The 18,198-nt window shown below is 72.1% G+C and carries 15 protein-coding genes and 1 pseudogene; 12 read left to right on the plus strand and 4 right to left on the minus strand.

The genetic code is table 11. From position 1 onward, the window contains the following. The 3 genes and pseudogenes from HY68_RS28140 to HY68_RS28150 all read left to right on the plus strand — a co-directional run. Positions 1-279: pseudogene (locus tag HY68_RS28140) on the plus strand (LLM class flavin-dependent oxidoreductase); the annotation flags it as partial. A 217-nt stretch (positions 280-496) separates the two neighbouring features. Beyond that, complete coding sequence (locus HY68_RS28145; RefSeq protein ID WP_041994009.1) at positions 497-1,582, plus strand: chitinase; 1,086 nt, start codon at positions 497-499, stop codon at positions 1,580-1,582. Positions 1,583-1,671: 89 nt separating this feature from the next. Next, positions 1,672-2,595, plus strand: a complete 924-nt coding sequence (locus tag HY68_RS28150; RefSeq protein WP_041997402.1) for a TIGR03564 family F420-dependent LLM class oxidoreductase — start codon at positions 1,672-1,674, stop codon at positions 2,593-2,595. A 17-nt stretch (positions 2,596-2,612) separates the two neighbouring features. On the opposite strand, the gene HY68_RS39690 is transcribed toward HY68_RS28150, so the two are convergent. The 3 genes from HY68_RS39690 to HY68_RS28165 are packed head-to-tail and all read right to left on the minus strand — an operon-like array spanning position 2,613 to position 5,475. Continuing rightward, a complete protein-coding gene (locus HY68_RS39690) occupies positions 2,613-3,311 on the minus strand; it encodes a hypothetical protein (RefSeq protein ID WP_052457206.1) in 699 nt (232 codons plus the stop codon). Then, positions 3,308-4,798 (minus strand): HAMP domain-containing sensor histidine kinase, encoded by a 1,491-nt coding sequence (locus HY68_RS28160; protein WP_041994012.1) that lies wholly within the window; start codon positions 4,796-4,798, stop codon positions 3,308-3,310. The genes HY68_RS39690 and HY68_RS28160 overlap by 4 nt, the downstream gene beginning before the upstream one ends. After that, positions 4,795-5,475 (minus strand): response regulator transcription factor, encoded by a 681-nt coding sequence (locus tag HY68_RS28165; protein ID WP_041994015.1) that lies wholly within the window; start codon positions 5,473-5,475, stop codon positions 4,795-4,797. The genes HY68_RS28160 and HY68_RS28165 overlap by 4 nt, the downstream gene beginning before the upstream one ends. Positions 5,476-5,668: 193 nt before the next feature. Between HY68_RS28165 and HY68_RS28170 the strand changes: the two genes are divergently transcribed. The 5 genes from HY68_RS28170 to HY68_RS28190 all read left to right on the plus strand — a co-directional run bounded on the left by HY68_RS28170 (position 5,669) and on the right by HY68_RS28190 (position 11,455). Further along, entirely contained in the window at positions 5,669-6,409 is a 741-nt protein-coding gene (locus HY68_RS28170) for a beta-phosphoglucomutase family hydrolase (RefSeq protein ID WP_041994018.1), read from the plus strand. Next, positions 6,406-8,778: a glycosyl hydrolase family 65 protein gene (locus HY68_RS28175; protein ID WP_041994021.1), complete on the plus strand. Its 2,373-nt coding sequence runs from the start codon at positions 6,406-6,408 to the stop codon at positions 8,776-8,778. Before HY68_RS28170 ends, HY68_RS28175 begins: the two co-directional genes overlap by 4 nt. Positions 8,779-8,871: 93 nt before the next feature. Then, positions 8,872-9,558: a TetR/AcrR family transcriptional regulator gene (locus tag HY68_RS28180; RefSeq protein WP_041994024.1), complete on the plus strand. Its 687-nt coding sequence runs from the start codon at positions 8,872-8,874 to the stop codon at positions 9,556-9,558. Positions 9,559-9,591: 33 nt separating this feature from the next. After that, positions 9,592-10,725, plus strand: a complete 1,134-nt coding sequence (locus HY68_RS28185; protein WP_041994027.1) for an NAD(P)/FAD-dependent oxidoreductase — start codon at positions 9,592-9,594, stop codon at positions 10,723-10,725. 10 nt (positions 10,726-10,735) lie between these two features. Beyond that, positions 10,736-11,455 carry a leucine-rich repeat domain-containing protein gene (locus tag HY68_RS28190; protein ID WP_041994030.1) on the plus strand — a complete coding sequence of 240 codons (720 nt, stop codon included), beginning with the start codon at positions 10,736-10,738 and terminating at the stop codon, positions 11,453-11,455. A 26-nt stretch (positions 11,456-11,481) separates the two neighbouring features. Here the strand turns inward: HY68_RS28190 and HY68_RS28195 are convergent, their stop codons facing one another. Further along, on the minus strand, positions 11,482-12,453 hold the full coding sequence (locus HY68_RS28195; protein ID WP_041994032.1) for an acetylxylan esterase: 972 nt from the start codon (positions 12,451-12,453) through the stop codon (positions 11,482-11,484). 183 nt (positions 12,454-12,636) lie between these two features. Here HY68_RS28195 and HY68_RS28200 point away from each other — a divergent pair, with 183 nt between their 5' ends. From HY68_RS28200 to HY68_RS44170, 4 genes are all read left to right on the plus strand, one after another. Then, on the plus strand, positions 12,637-13,737 hold the full coding sequence (locus HY68_RS28200; RefSeq protein WP_041994034.1) for a LacI family DNA-binding transcriptional regulator: 1,101 nt from the start codon (positions 12,637-12,639) through the stop codon (positions 13,735-13,737). Positions 13,738-13,806: 69 nt separating this feature from the next. Beyond that, complete coding sequence (locus HY68_RS28205) at positions 13,807-15,417, plus strand: FAD-dependent oxidoreductase (RefSeq protein WP_041994036.1); 1,611 nt, start codon at positions 13,807-13,809, stop codon at positions 15,415-15,417. Between the two features lie 108 nt (positions 15,418-15,525). Further along, positions 15,526-17,655 (plus strand): hydantoinase/oxoprolinase family protein, encoded by a 2,130-nt coding sequence (locus tag HY68_RS28210; RefSeq protein WP_041994039.1) that lies wholly within the window; start codon positions 15,526-15,528, stop codon positions 17,653-17,655. Further along, positions 17,652-18,198 (plus strand): hypothetical protein (locus HY68_RS44170; RefSeq protein ID WP_041994044.1); only part of this gene is annotated, 547 nt, incomplete at its 3' end. The genes HY68_RS28210 and HY68_RS44170, both read left to right, overlap by 4 nt.

The raw sequence follows: 18,198 nt of genomic DNA on the forward strand, positions 1-18,198 counted from the left end.
CTGTTCGCCGACGCGCGGCACGGCGAGGCGCCGCCGGTCGGCCAGGTGCGGGAGCTGGTCGCGTACGTACGGGAGCACCGCGACGCCCCGCAGGAGGCCCCCTTCGACATCGTCCTCGGCGGCGCCAGCCCCACCGGGACGGCCGAGGCACAGGATCTGCTCGGGCCGCTGGCCGAGGCGGGCGCCACCTGGTGGGACGAACGGCAGCTCCAGGGCGGCGCGGGACTCGACAAGCTCGGCCCGGTGCTGCGCCGCGTCGAACAGGGCCCGCCTGCCTGACCGGCCTGGCCCGACCGGCACGCGGGGACCGAGGCGCGACCGGCCGCGCCCGGTCCCTGCTCGGTCCTCGGACGGCGGAACTCCGGTGTGCCGCAGACCCATTGACGAAAGGTCTGGACCAATCTAGCCTGTGGCGCACCCTTGCACGTGTGTCCCCAACCCCCCACGGGCGTCGCACCGCTACCTCCGGTGAGCCGCGCCGAGAAGGGAGCACCGCATGATCAGCCGGAAACTGCGCACGCTCGGAGCGTGCCTGACCCTCGCCTTCGCGGTTCAACTGCCCCAGCTCTCCGCCTCCGCCGCGCCCGCGCCGGAACCCGCACGGGCCCCGGCGGGCGCCCAGGCCGACACCTGCGCCCTCAAGCCGAGACCCACCGGCAAGGTGCTCCAGGGGTACTGGGAGAACTGGGACGGCGCCGCCAACGGCGTCCACCCGCCGCTCGGTTGGATCCCCCTCACCGACAGCAGGATCGCCGCACACGGCTACAACGTCGCCAACCTGGCCTTCCCGGTGATCCGTTCGGACGGCACCGTGCTGTGGGAGAACGGGATGGACGCCACGGTGAAGGTGCCGACCCCCGCCGAGATGTGCCAGGCCAAGGCGGCCGGGCTGACCACACTGATGTCGATCGGCGGTGCCACCGCGGGAATCGACCTCAGCTCCACGGCCGTGGCCGACCGGTTCGTCGCCACGGTCGTGCCGATCCTGAAGAAGTACAACTTCGACGGCATCGACATCGACATCGAGACGGGCCTCACCGGCAGCGGCAACATCAACCAGCTCTCCGCGTCCCAGTCCAACCTGATCCGCATCATCGACGGAGTCCTCGCGCAGATGCCGGCGGGCTTCGGACTGACCATGGCGCCGGAGACGGCCTATGTCACCGGGGGCAGCATCACCTACGGCTCGATCTGGGGCGCGTATCTGCCGATCGTGAAGAAGTACGCGGACAACGGCCGGCTGTGGTGGCTGAACATGCAGTACTACAACGGAAGCATGTACGGCTGCGCCGCCGACTCGTACGAGGCGGGGACGGTCGCGGGGTTCACCGCGCAGACCGACTGCCTCAACAAGGGCCTGGTCGTCCAGGGCACCACGGTCAAGGTGCCCTACGACAAGCAAGTACCGGGACTTCCCGCCCAGTCGGGGGCCGGCGGGGGATACATGGCCCCGAATCTGGTGACACAGGCGTGGAACAAGTACAACGGCGCCCTCAAGGGCCTGATGACCTGGTCGCTCAACTGGGACGGTGCGAAGAACTGGACCTTCGGCAACAACGTCAAGGCCCTGCAAGGCCGTTGACCGTGGCCGGTCGGCGCTTCACACGACCGACATGAAGCTGTCACAGGTGAACCGGAATGCGCGGTGAACCACCGTCGGTTTTCATCGACATGACTATCGGAGTCGCACTTCACCAAGCCGGCAGCGAGAACCAGGTCGACGCCACCGTACGGCTCGCCGGGGAGGCCGCCGCCGCCGGGCTGCGGTCGGCCTGGTTCGGGCAGACCTTCGGCGCTGACTCTCCGCAGCTCGCCGCCGTCGTCGGGCGTGAGGTGCCCACCCTCCAGGTGGGCACCTCGGCCATTCCGATCTTCGGGCGCCACCCGCTGATCGTCTCCAGCCAGGCGCAGACCGCCCAGGCGGCCACCCATGGCCGCTACCACCTCGGACTCGCCCTCGGTGCCAAGAGCCTGATCGAGAGCGGGTTCGGCATCCCGCACGAGCGGCCCATCGCCCGGCTGCGCGAATTCCTCACCGCGCTGAGGCAGTTGACCGAGACCGGCGCGGCCGACTTCCACGGCGAACTGCTCACGGCCGCCACACCGCTGCCCGCGCGGGTGCCCGGCGCCGAGGGCGGGGTGCCGCTGCTCGTCGCCGCGATGGGTCCGCAGGCGCTGCGGGTCAGCGGTCAACTGGCCGACGGGATCCTGCCGTACCTCGCCGGGCCGCGCGCCCTGGCCGAGCACATCGTCCCGGCCGTGACGGCGGCAGCGGCGGAGGCAGGACGTCCCGCGCCCAGGATCGTGGCGTTCGTGCATGGTGTGGTCACCGACGACGTCGAATCCGTACGGGAGACCGTGACGGAACAGCTCGCCTTCTACGAGCCGATCCCGTCCTACGCCCGGGTGATCGAACTGTCCGGCGGCACACGGGCGTCGGACGTGTCCGTGATCGGTGACGAGGAGACGGTCGCCGCCGAGATACAGCGCTACCGGGACGCCGGAGCCACCGAAGTGGTGTTCTCGGGGACCGACGTCGCGGGGGAGGCCGCCCGGCGCCGCACCTGGGCGCTCCTGGGCGAACTGGCAGGCTGAGCAGGGCTGTCGGGACCTCAGCCCGACGGTGCGGCGGTCGGGGGAACGACGCCGCCGCCACCGGCGACGCCGCCCCCGATCTCACCACCCCCGACCTCACCCGCCGGCGGGGTCGCGGCGGGGTCGGCGCGTGACGGCGTGGGACGGGACGGGCAGTCGGCCCCGTCCCGCCGCACCTGCCATCCCGACGACTTGGCCCGTGCGGCCGGTCCCGCCTCCGTTCCCGCGCCCGGGTCCGTGTCCGGCGGCGAGGTGACCGTGACCCGTACGTCCGCGCCGTCGTCCGCCTGGCCGCTGCTCTGCCAGGCGGCCGTCGCGGTGCACGCCAACTGGCCTATCGCCGTGCCGGTGAGCCGGGGGAACCCCGGCTGGAGCCGGATGGTCACCGCGCTGCCCGTGACGGTGACGCTGGGCGCCGGCATGGGGGTCGGGAGCTGCGTGGCCAGGCCGCTCTGCCACTCGGACTCGGTGGGCCCCGCGACGAGTGTGCTGACGGCCGCCGCCACCCCGGTGACCTCGTCGGCGGGGCGGGAGACCGGGTGCAGCCCGCCGTGCTCCGCCGATCCCCGGTCCACCCAGTAGAGCGTCACGAACGCGCGCAGGCCGTTGGCCGGTTCGCCGGCCTGGATGACTCCGGACGGCGGGATGCGGCAGCCCGACGCCAGGAGTGTCGTCGCGACGCCGAGTGACAGGGCCAGCAGGCGGGTCGTTCTCACCGCACATCCTTTCCACGGTCCGCCGGCCGGCCGGGCGGTGGCCCGTCCAGCGGCAGCCGCACGGTGAACACCGTGCCACCGCCGGGCCGGTCGGCCACCCGCACCGTCCCGCCGTGCAGACGTACGTTCTCCAGCGTGATGGCGAGACCGAGCCCGCTGCTCTCGCTGCGGGCGCGGGTGGTGTCCGCCTTGTAGAAGCGCTCGAAGACATGCGGCATGTCCCGCTCGGGAATCCCCGGACCGTGGTCGGCCACCTCGATGACCGCGACCGAGGCCCCGGCCGCGCCGAGCCGTAGCACCACCGGCGGCGCGCCGTGTCGGAGCGCGTTGCCGACGAGATTGGCGACCACCACGTCGATCCGGCGCGGATCGACCAGCCCGCGCAGTGCGCCGCCGGCCGGCAGCAGCAGCTCCACCTGGTCCAGCCAGCCGCGCGAGGCGAGCGTACGGCGCAGGGACTCCGCCAGATCGATCTCGTCCAGGCCGAGTTCGGCGGCCCCCGCGTCGAAGCGGGATATCTCCATCAGGTCGTTCACCAGCCGGACCAGTTTCGTCGTCTCCGCGCTGACCAGCCGCACCGCGTCCGCCGTCTCGCCCGTCAACTGCGCCGCGTCCTCGTCCAGTACGTCCGTCACGGCCGACATCGCGGCCAGCGGAGTGCGCAGTTCGTGCGAGACGTCGGACGCGAAGCGGCGCGCCTGCGCCTCCATCCGGCGCAGCTCCGAGACGGACTGCTCAAGCGCGGCTGCCGTGTCGTTGAACGTGGCAGACAGATCGGCCAGTTCGTCCGTGCCGTTGACGGCGAGCCGCGTGTCGAGCCGCCCCTCGGCCATGCTGCGCGTGGCGTGGCGCAGTGCGCGTACCGGCCGCAGCACACCGCGTGCCGCGAGCAGCGCGAGGACGACGGCCAGACCGAGCGCGGGGACGGCCGCGCGCTCGATCGCCGTGATCAGCGCGTCCACATAAGCCTGTTCGGTGTTCTGCGAGACGGCCAGATACAGCGTCAGACCCGAGGCGGGTCCGCCGGACGTGGGCTGGTCGGCGGTGCTGTACGTGACCGGCAGTCCGACCACGAGTACGGAGGTGTCCTGCCGTGCGACGCGCTGGAACGCCGCGACCGGGCGGCTGCGCGCGGACTCGCGCAGTTCGGGGGTCAACTCGTCGAATTCGTCGCCCGGTTCGGAGCTGGCCTGCAGCTCTCCGTACGTGCCGAGCACCCGCCAGTGCTGTGACCTGTTCGCCCGCGACACGGCGGTGACCAGCTCCGCCAGCCGGTCCTCGGTCAACGGCATCGTGACCTGCGGCGCCTCGGCGTCGACGGTGTCCCTGAACTGTTTGACGACCGTGTCCTGGCTCTGCTGGAGCACACCGGTGCGGGCCTCGCGGAAGGTCAGCGCGCCGGTGGCCAGCGCGCTGACCGCCGCGACCAGCGCGAAGGCCGCAAGCAGCCGGAACCGCAGCCCGCGCAGGGCGGTGAAGGCCGTCATGAGGAGGAGTGGAACCGGTAGCCGAAGCTGCGTACGGTCCGCACGTAGCGGGGCTGCCCCGGCGGTTCGCCGATCTTGGTCCGCAGCCGTTTGACGCAGGCGTCCACCAGCCGCACGTCTCCGTGGTAGCTGTGCTGCCAGACCGCTTCGAGCAGTTGCTGCCGGCTGAGGACCTGCCCCGGCGCCGCGGACAGCGTCAGCAGCAGCCGCAGCTCCGACGGTGCGAGGGCGAGTGGTTCACCACGCAGGGTGATCACCAGGCCCGAGCGGTCGATGGTCAGGTCCCCGTGCGTCTCGATCCGCTGCTGCGGCTGATCGGTGAACCGGCGGAGCACGGCACGTATCCGCGCTTCGAGCACCCGCGCCTGGACCGGCTTGATCACGTAGTCGTCGGCGCCCGCCTCAAGACCGACGATGACATCGATGTCGTCACCCCGCGCGGTGACCATGATGATCGGGATCTGGTCGTGCGCCCGGATCCGGCGGCACACGTCGAGGCCCGAGATACCGGGCAGCATCAGGTCGAGCACCACGACGTCGGGCCGGAACGAGCGGAGGTGGTCAAGACCCTCCTCGCCGGTGGCCGCCGCGATGACCTCATGGTCGTGCCGGCGCAGGGCCAGCTCCACCCCCTGGCGGACGGCATGGTCATCCTCGATCAGCAAAACGCGCGGCATGAGGTCAGTATCCGTTGGCCACGGCGGACGGAAAGAGTCGGAAGGCCGTCGCCGGGCAACCGTTACAGGACGATCACACTGCACGTGGTCCTACCCGTCGTCGCCCGCCCGGGCGGGGCTGACGGGCCGGGCCACCTGGCCCGGCCTACGATGACCGGACCAGCAGTGTCCCGCCCCTGGGAAGGTGCCCTGCATGACGAAGCTCGGTTTGCCGAACGAGATCGAAGCGTGTCTCTTCGACCTCGACGGTGTGATCACCAAGACGGCCGTCGTGCACGCGGCCGCCTGGAAGGAGATGTTCGACGAGTTCCTGCGCCGGCGCGACGGGGACGGCTTCCGTCCGTTCGACAAGGGCGCGGACTACGACGAATACGTGGACGGCAAACCGCGCGCCGACGGGGTGCGCGCCTTCCTGGCCTCGCGCGACATCGAACTGCCCGAGGGACAGCCCGACGACGGCTCCGACCAGGAGACCGTGCACGGCCTCGGCAACCGCAAGAACGACCTGCTGCTCGCGAAGATCCGCAAGGACGGGGTCGAGGCGTACGACGGCACGCTGCGCTACGTCAAGGCCGCCCGCGCGAGCGGTCTGAAGACCGCCGTCGTCTCCTCCAGCGCGAACTGCCAGGACATCCTGCGCTCCATCGGCGCCGAGGCGCTGTTCGAGGTCAGGATCGACGGCGTCGTCGCCACCGAGCGCGGGCTGCCGGGCAAGCCGCGCCCCGACACGTTCCTGGCGGCGGCGAAGGACCTCGGTGTGACGGCAGCCGCCTCGGCGGTGTTCGAGGACGCCCTCGCGGGCATGGACGCCGGCCGGGCGGGCCACTTCGGGTACGTGGTCGGCGTCGACCGGGTGGGCCAGGCCGACGCGCTGCGCAGCCACGGCGCGGACATCGTCGTCAAGGACCTCGCCGAGCTGGAGTCGCAGGGATGATCACGCACACCTCGTACGCCGTCGAGCCGTGGGCCCTGCGCGAGACGGGCCTCAACCTGGACGTCCTGCCGCAGAGCGAGTCCGTCTTCGCCCTCTCCAACGGGCACGTCGGCTGGCGCGGCAACCTCGACGAGGGGGAGCCGCACGGGCTGCCAGGCTCGTATCTCAACGGGGTCCACGAACTGCACCCGCTGCCGTACGCGGAGGCCGGATACGGCTACCCCGAGTCCGGCCAGACGGTTATCAACGTCACCAACGGTAAGATCATCCGGCTGCTCGTCAACGACGAGCCGTTCGACCTGCGCTACGGCAGGCTCATCAGCCACGAGCGCGTGCTCGACCTGCGCGGCGGTGTGCTGCGCCGCACCGTCGAGTGGGCCTCGCCGGCCGGCTGTGTCGTACGGGTGCGCTCCACCCGGCTCGTCTCCTTCAGCCAGCGCGCCATCGCCGCCGTCGCCTACGAGGTCGAGGCGGTCGACTCGCAGGTGCGGATCGTCATCCAGTCGGAACTCGTCGCCAACGAACAGCTCCCGCACACCGCGGGCGACCCGCGCACCGCCGTGGCGCTCGAATCGTCGCTCGACGCCGAGGAGGACCTGGCCGACGGCAACCGGCTGCGGCTGGTCCACCTCACGCGCAAGAGCGGGCTGCGGGTCGCCGCCGCGGCCGACCATGTCGTGGAAGGGCCCGCGCCGACCCGTACCAGCAGCGAGAGCGGCGCCGATGTCAGCCGGCTCACCGTCACCTCCGTCCTGGAGGCGGGGCAGAAGCTGCGGATGGAGAAGCTGGTCTCCTACGGCTGGTCGAGCATCCGCTCGCTGCCCGCTGTGCGGGACCAGGTCGACGCGGCGCTCGCCGGCGCTTTCAGCACCGGCTGGCAGGGGCTCGTCGACGAACAGCGCGCCTATCTGGACGACTTCTGGGAGCGGGCCGACGTCGAGGTCGACGGCGACGAGGAGATCCAGCAGGCCGTACGGTTCGCCCTGTTCCACGTCCTCCAGGCCGGCGCGCGCGCCGAGCAGCGCGCCATCCCGGCGAAGGGGCTGACCGGGTCGGGCTACGACGGCCACTCCTTCTGGGACACCGAGACCTTCGTGCTGCCGCTGCTCACCTACACCGCGCCGAGCGCGGTCGCCGAGGCGCTGCGCTGGCGGCAGAGCACCCTGCCGGCCGCCCGGGACCGGGCGGATCAACTCGGTCTCAAGGGCGCCGCGTTCCCCTGGCGGACCATCGAGGGCTCGGAGTGCTCCGCCTACTGGCCGGCCGGCGCGGCCGCCTTCCATGTGAACGCCGACATCGCCGACGCCGCCATCCGCTATGTGGCGGCGACAGGTGACGAGGGGTTCGAGCGCGAATGCGCCGTCGAACTGCTGGTGGAGACGGCCCGGTTGTGGCGCTCGCTCGGCCATCACGACCCGCACGGCGCCTTCCACATCGACGGCGTGACCGGCCCCGACGAGTACAGCGCCATCGCCGACGACAACGCGTACACCAACCTGATGGCCCGGGCGAACCTGCTGGCCGCTGCCGACGTGGTGGAGCGGCATCCGCACAAGGCAGCCGAGTTGGGGGCGGACGCGGAGGAGAGCGCCGCCTGGCGGGACGCGGCCGAAGCGATGCACGTCCCGTACAACGCGGAGCTGGGGGTGCACGAGCAGGCCGCCGGATACACCGGCCACCAGTACTGGGACTTCGCGGCCATGCGCCCCGAGGACTATCCGCTGATGCTGCACTTCCCCTACTTCGACCTCTACCGCAAGCAGGTGGTCAAGCAGGCCGACCTGGTGCTGGCGATGTACAAGTGCAGTGAGTTCTTCACCGAGGAGCACAAGGCCCGTAACTTCGCCTACTACGAGCCGATCACCGTACGGGACTCGTCACTCTCGGCCTGCAGCCAGGCGGTCATCGCCGCCGAGGTCGGCCATCTGCACCTGGCCTACGACTACTTGGTCGAGGCCGCGCTGATGGACCTGGAGGATCTGGAGAGCAACACCCGGGACGGCCTGCACATCGCGTCCCTCGCCGGTACCTGGATGGCGCTGGTCGCCGGCTTCGGCGGGATGCGGCACACCGGCGACTCGCTGGCGTTCACCCCGCGGCTGCCCGAGCGGTTCAGCAGGCTGGCGTTCACGATGGAGCTGCTGGGGCGGCGGCTGAAGGTGGAGATCAAGAGCGACGCCGCCACGTACACGCTGGTGTCGGGGGCGCCGATGAAGATCTCCCACCACGGCGAGACGCTCACCGTCTCGGGCGAGGCGCCGGAGACCCGGCACATCGCGCACGCCCCCTCCCGCCCGGCCCCCGACCAGCCGCCGGGGCGCAGGCCGGACCACCGGGAGCACCGGGAGGACCGGCAGCACAACAGCTGAGCGAGGAGTCCGGAGGGACGTCTGAGGCGACGCGCGGACGAACATGTTCGCTACGAACTTGTTCGCAGCGAACATGTTCGTTATGGTCGAGGTATGACAGCAGACGCCGACGTACCCCGAAGCCGCCGGGAGCGGCCCGCGAAACCGGCCCTGACCCGGGCCGGGATCGTCGCGGCAGCCGTCGAACTGATGCGGGCCGAAGGTCTGGAACGGGTCACCATGCGCCGGCTGGCGCAGCAGCTCGACACCGGACCCGCCTCGCTCTACGTGTACGTCCGCAACACCGCGGAACTGCACGCGGCCGTACTCGACGAACTGCTCGGCGCCGTCGAGCTGGCCCCCGAGGGGGCGGGCGACTGGCGCGACCGGCTCGTACGCGTCCTCACGTCGTACGTGGACGTGCTGTTCGCGCATCCCGCCCTCGCCAGGTCGGCCCTGGTCGCCCGGCCCTCGGGTGCCCACTACCTCGATCTGGTCGAGGCGCTGCTCGCGCTGCTGGCCGAGGGCGGTGTACCACGGCGGGAGGCGGCCTGGGCGCTCGACCTGCTGCTCCAGCACGCGACGGCCACCGCCGCCGAGCAGGCCACCCGAGGCCAGGACACCGAGGCCCAGGACGACTGGGACGCGCTGACCGCCGCGGTGCGGGGCGCCGCCGACGAGCGGCATCCGCAGGTCGCCACGCACGGCGACGAGCTGCTGTCCGGGACCCCCCAGCAGCGTCTGAGCTGGGGCTTTCACGTCCTCATCGGCGGCATCCTCGCCACCCCGGCCCCCGAATAGGGCCGGCCCCACCCGCACTTCCAAGGAGCAGCCATGTCCACTCACCACCCCGTCACCGTTGTCGGCGCTGGACTCGGCGGCCTCAGCCTCGCCCGCGTCCTGCACGTCCACGGGATCGAGGCCGCCGTGTACGACCTCGACCCCTCACCGACCGCCCGCGACCAGGGCGGCATGCTCGACCTGCACGAGGACTCCGCGCAGGTCGCCCTGCGGGCCGCCGGGCTCTACGACGAATTCCGTGCCGCCGTGCACCCCGGCGGCGAGGCGATGCGCATCGTCGACAAGAACGGCACCGTCCGGCTCCAGGACGACACCGAGGACGGCGGCCGCCCCGAGGTCAACCGCAACGACCTGCGCCGCATCCTGCTGGACTCGCTCCCCGAAGGGACGATCCGCTGGGGCGCCAAGGTCACCGGTGCCCGCCCGCTGGGCGGCGGCCGGCACGAGGTGACCCTCGCCGACGGCGCCACCTTCACCACCGACCTGCTGGTGGGCGCCGACGGCGCCTGGTCCAGGATCCGCCCGCTGGTCTCGGCCGCCGTGCCCGAGTACTCCGGTGTCTCCTTCGTCGAGGCGGACCTCCACGACGCGGCGACCCGGCACCGCGCGAGCGCCGAACTCGCGGGCAGCGGAATGATGTTCGCGCTCGCCGACGAGAAGGGATTCCTCACCCATGTGGAGAACGACGGCTCCCTGCACGCCTACATCGCCGTCAAGGCCCCGATCGGCCTGCTCGACAGCATCGACTTCACCGACGCCGGCACCGCCAAGAAGACACTCCTCCAGCACTTCGACGGCTGGGACGAGCGGCTGCGCGCCCTGATCGGCGACGCCGACGGCGCGCTCGTACCCCGGCCCGTGCACGCCCTGCCCGTGGGGCACCGGTGGGAGCGCACACCCGGCGTGACCCTGCTCGGCGACGCCGCGCATCTGATGTCGCCCTTCGCGGGCGAGGGCGCGAACCTCGCCATGCTCGACGGCGCCGAGCTGGCCGCCGCGATCGTCGGCCACCCCGGCGACACGGAGGCCGCTCTCACCGCGTACGAGCAGGCGCTGTTCCCGCGCAGCGAGCGTTCCGCCGGCGAGTCGTCCGACAGCCTGGACCTGTGCTTCGGCCCCGAAGCGACGGAGCGGCTCATCGACCAGATGACCGCGCACACCCGGTAGGTCGCCCGCCATGGCGACCACACTCAACCTCTGGCGGCACCACCTGGGGAAGGTGCCGCCGTCGCTGTGGCACGACACCGGACTGCGGGTCCTGATCCTCGCCGACAACCAGCTGACGGAGGTCCCCGCCGGCATCGCGCGACTGCGCGAGCTGCGCACCCTCGACCTGGGACACAACGAACTCACCTCGGTGCCGGACGCGTTGGGCGACCTCCCGGCCCTCACCGACTACCTGTATCTGCACGACAACCGGCTCACCGAACTCCCCGCCACCCTGGGCCGGCTCACCGCGCTGCGCTACCTCAACATCGGTGAGAACCGCATCGGCACACTCCCCGACACCATCGGAGACCTCGCCGCACTGGTCGAACTGCGCGCCCAGCACAACCGGTTGACGACGCTGCCCGACAGCGTCGGCCGGCTCCACCGGCTCCGCGAACTGTGGCTCCGTGGCAACGCCATCGACCGGCTGCCGGACTCCGTCGCCGGACTCACCGAGCTGCGCCACCTCGATCTGCGCGAGAACGCCCTGCCGCAGGTGCCCCGACCGCTCGCCGGGCTGCCGCTGTTGCGCGGGCTCGACCTGCGGGCCAACCGGCTCAGCCGGCTGCCGGAGTGGCTGGACCGGCTGCCCGCCCTGGAGAAACTGGACCTGCGCTGGAACGACCTGGAGCCCCAGCCACGGCTCGACGAGGCGCTGGCGCGGCGCGGGTGTGTCGTGCTCCGCTGAGCCGTCCGGGACCAAGCCGGCTGCCGTCAGGAATTCAACAGGTGCGGCAGCCACTTCAGTTGGCTTGCCTGCTGGTACGGCCCGCCGCCCTCGTGGTCGTTGAAGTCGTAGATCTCGATCGCCTTGTCGCCGCTCGCGTACGCGTTGAAGGCCGCGAAGACCGTGGACGGCGGGCAGGTCTGGTCCTCCAGGGCCACCGAGAAGAGCGCGGGGGCCCGCCCGCGCGCGGCGAAGTGCACCCCGTCGAAGTAGCTGAGCGTACGGGCGACGTGTTCCGTACGGCCCCGGAAGGTCTTGAGGTATCTGCCCACCTCGCGGTACGGCTCGCGGTCGGTGAGCGTGGTCGCCCGGGGGAAGTCGCAGAGGAACGGTACGTCGGGGGCGATCGCCAGCAGATCGGGCACCAGACCCCCGACGGCGAGGGTGATTCCGCCGCCCTGGCTGACCCCGGCGGCGGCGGTCCGCGAGGCGTCCACCAGCGGATGCGAACGGGCCGCCTCGACGGCGCGCACCGCGTCGGCGAACACCCGGCGGTAGTAGAAACCACGCGGATCGTCGATGCCCCGGGTGAGATAGCCGGGCACGGCCGACGCGCTGCCCACCGGGTCGGGGGTGTCGCCGCCGCCCCAGCTCGCGCCCTGTCCACGGGTGTCCATCACGAAGTGCGCGAAGCCGGCCGACGCCCAGAGCAGATGGGTGTGCGGCAGGCCGCGGCCGCCGCCGTACCCGACGAACTCCACGACGGCGGGCAGGGGTTCGCTCGTCCCGGCCGGCAGCACCAGCCAGCCCTTGACGGGATGCCCGCCGAACCCGGCGAAGGTCACGTCGAACACGTCCACCGTGGTCAGCGCCGTGGCGACCGGCTCGAACCGGGCGGCGAGGTCATGGCCGCGGGTCTCGGCGAGGGTGTCCGCCCAGAACCGGTCGAAGTCCGCAGGTTCGCGGGACGCGCTGCGGTACTCGCGGAGACCGTCGAGGGGCAGGTCGAAGAGGGCCATGGCAGGACCGCCTTGATCGTCGGGGCAAAGGTCACACCGTACGGCCAGATACGGCAGTGGCAGAAGGGCCGCGACGCGAGTTGCGAATAAGTCTGCCGAGCCTCTTGACGCGGACGGCCGGTAGGCCCACAGTACTCGTTAATGCGCATTACTAATGCGCATTAGTAACTCTGAGGAGCGACGGTGGACGAACCCAGGAAGCGGTCCCGGCCAGGTCGGGCACCCGCGCCGGCGGGACGTACGTCACGCCCGCGCCAGGCGGAGGTCGCCCGGCTCGCCGGTGTCTCGCAGGCCACGGTCTCGCTGGTGCTCGGCGGCAAGAAGCAGGGCGCCGTGATCTCCGAGGACACCCGGCGGAAGGTGCTCGAAGCGGCCCGCAGCCTGGGCTACGTCCCCGACCCGGCCGCCAGGCGGCTCGCCGCGGCCCGCAACGACCTGCTGGGGGTCTTCAGCTTCACCGCCACGTTCCCCACCGATGTGCAGCACTCGTACTACCCCTTCCTGGTCGGTGTCGAGCAGGAGGCCGCCGCACGCGGCTACGACCTGGTCCTGTTCACCGGCTCCAGCTCCGGCGGCGCGGGCGCCGCGGGGCCCGACGCGCTGAGCCGGGTCCGGCTCGCCGACGGCTGTGTCTTCCTCGGCCGGCACGCCCCGGCGGAGGAGCTGCGCAGGCTGGTCAGCGACGGCTTCCCGGTGGTCCACGTCGGCCGCAGGGACGAGCTGGAGGGGCTGGCCTGGGTCGGCGCCGACTACGTCAGCGCCAGCCATGAGGTCGTCACCCGCCTCGCCGCGCTGGGCCACCGGCGGATCGTGCTCGTACGGGAGGACGACGAGGCGCCCGCCTCCACCGACCGTGAACACGGCTTCCTGAAAGGGCTGGAGGAGGCGGGACTGCCGGCGGGACCCGAGGCCGTCTTCCGCTCGGCCGCCCCCGAACAGGACCTCACCGCCGAACGGCTGCGCGGCTGGCTCGACGACGGGGTGACCGCCTTCGTCGCCGAGGAGACCGACACCGGCGGCGCCTGGCGCGCGCTGCACGCCGCCGCCGGTGCCGCCGGTCTCGACTGCCCGAGGGACGCCTCACTCGCCGTACTCGGCAACCCGCCGCCCGACCTCGCGGCCGAACCGGTGCCCACCGGATTCGACGTCCCGCGCCCCCAGCTCGGCGCGGCGGCGGTACGCATGCTCGCCGCGCTCGTGGCCGGTGAGGAAGCCGCCGAACCCCTGGTCCCCTGCGCCTTCAGACCGGGCGCCAGCACGGGCCCGCCCCCCGGGCACGGCTGACCCCCGCGCCCGGCCGTACACCAACCGCACACGAACCGCACAGCACCACTCAGCACCACAAGGAGACTCGTGACACCCGAACCGGACATTCTCATCGTCGGTGGCGGACTCGGCGGCGTGGCAGCGGCACTCGCCGCCTGCCGCGCCGGACGCAGCGTCGTACTGACCGAGGAGACCGACTGGATCGGTGGCCAGCTCACCTCACAGGCCGTCCCCCCGGACGAACACCCCTGGGTCGAGCAGTTCGGCACCACCGCCTCGTACCGTCAGCTGCGCGAGTCCATCAGGACGTACTACCGCCAGTGGTACCCGCTGCGCTCGGAGGCGCTCGCCCTCACCGACCTCAACCCGGGCGCCGGGCGGGTCAGCAAGCTCTGCGGCGAGCCGCGCGTCGCTCTCGCCGTGCTTGAGGCGATGCTCGCGCCGCACCTCGCCTCGGGCCGGCTCACGCTGCTCACCGAATACCGTCCCGTCGCCGCCGAGGCCGAGGACGACACCGTACGGTCCGTCACCGTCGAGAGCCTGCGCGACGGCGCGCGGCGGACCGTCACCGCGCGGTACGTGATCGACGCGACCGAGACCGGCGAGCTGCTGGAGCTGGCCGGGGTCGAGTACGCCGTCGGGGCCGAGTCGCGCGACGAGTTCGGCGAGCCGCACGCCCCGGAGACCGCCGACCCGCTCAACCAGCAGGGCATCACGGTCTGCTTCGCCCTCTCGCACCACGAGGGCGAGGACCACACGATCGACAAGCCCGCCGACTACGACTTCTGGCGCTCCTACCGGCCCGACTTCTGGCCGGGGCCGCTGCTCGGCTTCCTCGCGCCCGACCCGCGCACCCTGGAGGCCGTGCCGCGCACCTTCGTACCCAATCCGGAGCTCGACCCGCTGGACGTCTCCGCCGACCAGTCGGCGGACGCGGGCGACAAGGAGCTGTTCGGCTTCCGCCGGGTGCTGGCCCGTAAGCTGCACCGTCCCGGCGCCTTCGACTCCGACATCACCCTCGTCAACTGGCCGCTCAACGACTACTGGCTCAAGCCGCTGATCGGCGCGGGCGAGGAGACGACGGCGCAGGCCGTCGCCGAGGCCAGGCAGCTCTCGCTGTCCGTCCTGTACTGGCTGCAGACCGAGGCGCCGCGCGCCGACGGCGGCGCCGGATTCCCCGGCCTCAGGCTGCGGCCCGATGTCATGGGCACCGCCGACGGCCTCGCCAAGGCGCCGTACATCCGCGAGTCGCGCCGGATCAAGGCCGTCACCACCATCACCGAGCACGACGTCGCGATCGACCTGGTCGGCCCGCACGGCGGCACGAAGTACCGCGACTCGATCGGCGTCGGCGGCTACCGCATCGATCTGCACCCGTCCACCGGAGGTGACAACTACATCGACATCGGCTCCGTGCCGTTCGAGATCCCGCTCGGCGCGCTCGTGCCGCGCCGGGTCCGCAACCTGCTCCCCGCGGGCAAGAACATCGGCACCACCCACATCACCAACGGCTGCTACCGGCTCCACCCGGTGGAATGGAACATCGGCGAGGTCGCCGGTGCCCTGGCCGCGCACTGCCTCACCGAAGGTGTGGAACCCCGTCAGGTGCAGTCCGAGGACAAGCGGTTCGACGAGTTCGCCGCCCTCCTCGACCGCTCGGGGGTCCAGCGCCACTGGCCCGACGTACGCGGCTACTGACAACCCGCGCACCCACGGCGGTACCGGCCGGACGGGAGCAGCTCCACCTGCCCCGCCCGGCCCACCGCCCGCGTACCCGCCAACACAGCACAAGGAGGTGCCCAGACCATGACCACCCACCGCATCCGCGTCGGCATCGACGTGGGCGGAACCTTCACCGACGCCGTGGCCGTAGACGCCGCGACCCTGGAACTACTGGGGCAGGTGAAGGTTCCCACCAGCCACCACCACGAGGACGGGGTCGCCCACGGCATCGTGGAAGCGCTCGACCGGCTGCTGGAGCAGACCGGAAACGCCCCCGAGGACGTCGCCTTCCTGGCCCACGGCACCACCCAGGCTACCAACGCCCTGCTGGAGGGCGACGTCGCCACCGTCGGACTCATCGGCATCGGCACGGGACCGGGCGCGGCGCTCACCCGCCGGCTCGCGGCCTTCCGCAAGCTCGAACTCACCCCGGGCAAGCACCTGCCGCTCGCCTACGCGCACGTCGGTGACCCCGACGACGCGGCCGAAGTCGGCCGCGCCGTCGACGAGGTGGTCAGGGAGGGCGCCGAAGTCCTCGTCGCCAGCCAGCCGTTCAGCGTCGACAGGCCCGAGGGCGAGGAGGCCGTGCTCGCCGCCGCCTCGGGCCGGGGGCTGCCGATGACGGCCGCGCACCAGATCACCTCGCTGTACGGGCTGCAGAAGCGCACCCGTACCGCCGTGGTCAACGCGGCGATCCTGCCCCGGATGCTGGCCACGGCCGATCTGGTCGACGCCTCCATCACCAAGGCGGGCGTGACGGCGCCGCTGATGGTGATGCGCTGCGACGGCGGTGTGATGTCCCTGGACGAGATGCGGCGCAGGCCGCTGCTCACGGTGCTGTCCGGGCCCGCCGCAGGCGTGGCCGGCGCGCTGATGCAGGAGCGGATCAGCGAGGGGCTGTTCCTGGAGACCGGCGGCACGTCCACCGACATCAGCGTCGTACGGCGCGGCAAGGTGGCCGTCCGGCACGCGACGATCCTCGGCAAGACCTCGTACCTGTCGGCCCTCGACGTCCGGACCGTCGGCGTCGGCGGCGGGTCGATGGTGCGGATCGACGGCGGCAAGGTCACCGCCGTGGGGCCGCGCAGCGCGCACATCGCCGGCCTGCCGTACGCCTGTTACGCGACGGCGGACGAACTGCGCGACGCGAAGCTCGCCACCGTCAGCCCGATGGCGGACGACCCCGCCGACTACGCGGTCCTCGACGCGGCCGGCGGCCGGTTCGCGATCACCATGACCTGCGCGGCCAACGCGCTCGGCCGGGTCCCCGAGGGCGACTTCGCCCGCTGTGACCAGGACGTGGCGAAGGCCGCGCTGGCCCCGCTCGCCGCCGCCCTCGGCGTCGACGTCGCCACGGCGGCGGCCCAGGTGCTCGACGCGGGCACGGAGCAGGTGAAGACCGTGGTGGACGCGATGATCAGCGACTACCGCCTCGACAAGGACACCGCGGTGCTGGTCGGCGGGGGAGGGGGTGCGGCATCCGTGACCCCGCATCTGGCCGCCGTCTCCGGGTACGAAGGCAGGATCGCCCGGCACAACGAGGTCATCAGCCCCATCGGGGTCGCCCTCGCGCTGGTCCGTGAGCAGATCGAGCGGATCATCCCCGGCGCTGGACAGGAGCAGATCCTCGCCGTGCGGGCCGAGGCCGAACAGGCCGTCATCGCGCAGGGCGCGGCGGCCGACGGCGTCGAGGTGGAGGTCACGGTCGACCCGCAGACCAACACCGTGCGCGCCGTCGCCACCGGCGCGACCGAACTGCGCACCCAGGACCGCTCGCACCGCGCCGACGACGAGGAGCGGCTGCGCGCGGCCGCCGCCAGTCTGAAGGCCGACCCGGCGGACGTCAGGGTGCTGGCAGGCACCCCGTCGCACACCGTGTACGGCACCGAGGTGCACCGCCGGTTCCGCGCGACCCGCCATCCGGTACGGGTCGTCGACGCCGACGGCGTCGTCAGGCTGCACGCGCCCGACGCGCGCGTCGAGACCACCACGGTCGGCTCAGCCGCCCAGGTGCTCGCCTCGCTCGTCGACGAGTCCACCTCGTACGGCGACGGCGGCGTACGCGCCCCGGCGCTGCGGCTGCTGATCGGCTCGCGCATCGCCGACCTGTCGGGGGTCCTCGACCCGCAGCCGCTGCTCGCCCTGGCCCGCAGCGAACTGCGCGCACGCGCCGCCGACGAGCCGGTCGTCGCCGTGGTGGAGGCGAGGACATGACCGCCACCCGCACCGACCTGGACAGCCTGGGGAAGCTGCGCGGGCTCGCCGGTCTGGCCGACGTCGAGTTCGGCGTACAACTGCTCGCCGGTACCCCCACGCACGAAGGGCGCGATCCGGAGCTGCTGCGCCGATGGGCGTACGCCGCGGCCGAGTTCGGCGCCTCGCTCGCCCTCGTACCGTGCACCGCGCGCGTCGTGGAGAGCGAAGGCGGCCTGGAGATCGGCCTGTTGGCGCGCTACACCTCACGGCCCGAGACGGTCGAGCTGTACACCGACACGATCGGGGCGGCCGAGGACCTGGCCGAGCGGCTGGGCTGGCGCGACTGGTACCCCCGCGGCTCGGTCAGAGCAGCGGCGCTCGCGCACGAAGCCGTCCACGAACACCTCCACCACGGACCCGCCAAGACGGCGCTGCGGCGCGCGCTCGGCCATGTCGTCCTGCGCCTCGGCAGCCGCCGGGTGTACGGGCATGTCGCGGGAGCCGACGAGATCGCCGCCCACGCCTACGCCGCCAAGGTCTGCGGTCTCGGCCGCAGCCCGC

It is taken from the genome of Streptomyces sp. AcH 505, assembly GCF_000818175.1.
Classification (GTDB): Bacteria; Actinomycetota; Actinomycetes; order Streptomycetales; family Streptomycetaceae; genus Streptomyces.

Coding starts and splice junctions, on each gene's coding strand:
- HY68_RS28185 (WP_041994027.1), top strand. CDS start 9,592: ATGTCCACTCACCACCCCGTCACCGTTGTCGGCGCTGGACTCGGCGGC.
- HY68_RS28150 (WP_041997402.1), top strand. CDS start 1,672: ATGACTATCGGAGTCGCACTTCACCAAGCCGGCAGCGAGAACCAGGTC.
- HY68_RS28170 (WP_041994018.1), top strand. CDS start 5,669: ATGACGAAGCTCGGTTTGCCGAACGAGATCGAAGCGTGTCTCTTCGAC.
- HY68_RS28165 (WP_041994015.1), bottom strand. CDS start 5,475: ATGCCGCGCGTTTTGCTGATCGAGGATGACCATGCCGTCCGCCAGGGG.
- HY68_RS28175 (WP_041994021.1), top strand. CDS start 6,406: ATGATCACGCACACCTCGTACGCCGTCGAGCCGTGGGCCCTGCGCGAG.
- HY68_RS28145 (WP_041994009.1), top strand. CDS start 497: ATGATCAGCCGGAAACTGCGCACGCTCGGAGCGTGCCTGACCCTCGCC.
- HY68_RS28195 (WP_041994032.1), bottom strand. CDS start 12,453: ATGGCCCTCTTCGACCTGCCCCTCGACGGTCTCCGCGAGTACCGCAGC.
- HY68_RS28190 (WP_041994030.1), top strand. CDS start 10,736: ATGGCGACCACACTCAACCTCTGGCGGCACCACCTGGGGAAGGTGCCG.
- HY68_RS28180 (WP_041994024.1), top strand. CDS start 8,872: ATGACAGCAGACGCCGACGTACCCCGAAGCCGCCGGGAGCGGCCCGCG.
- HY68_RS28160 (WP_041994012.1), bottom strand. CDS start 4,798: ATGACGGCCTTCACCGCCCTGCGCGGGCTGCGGTTCCGGCTGCTTGCG.
- HY68_RS28210 (WP_041994039.1), top strand. CDS start 15,526: ATGACCACCCACCGCATCCGCGTCGGCATCGACGTGGGCGGAACCTTC.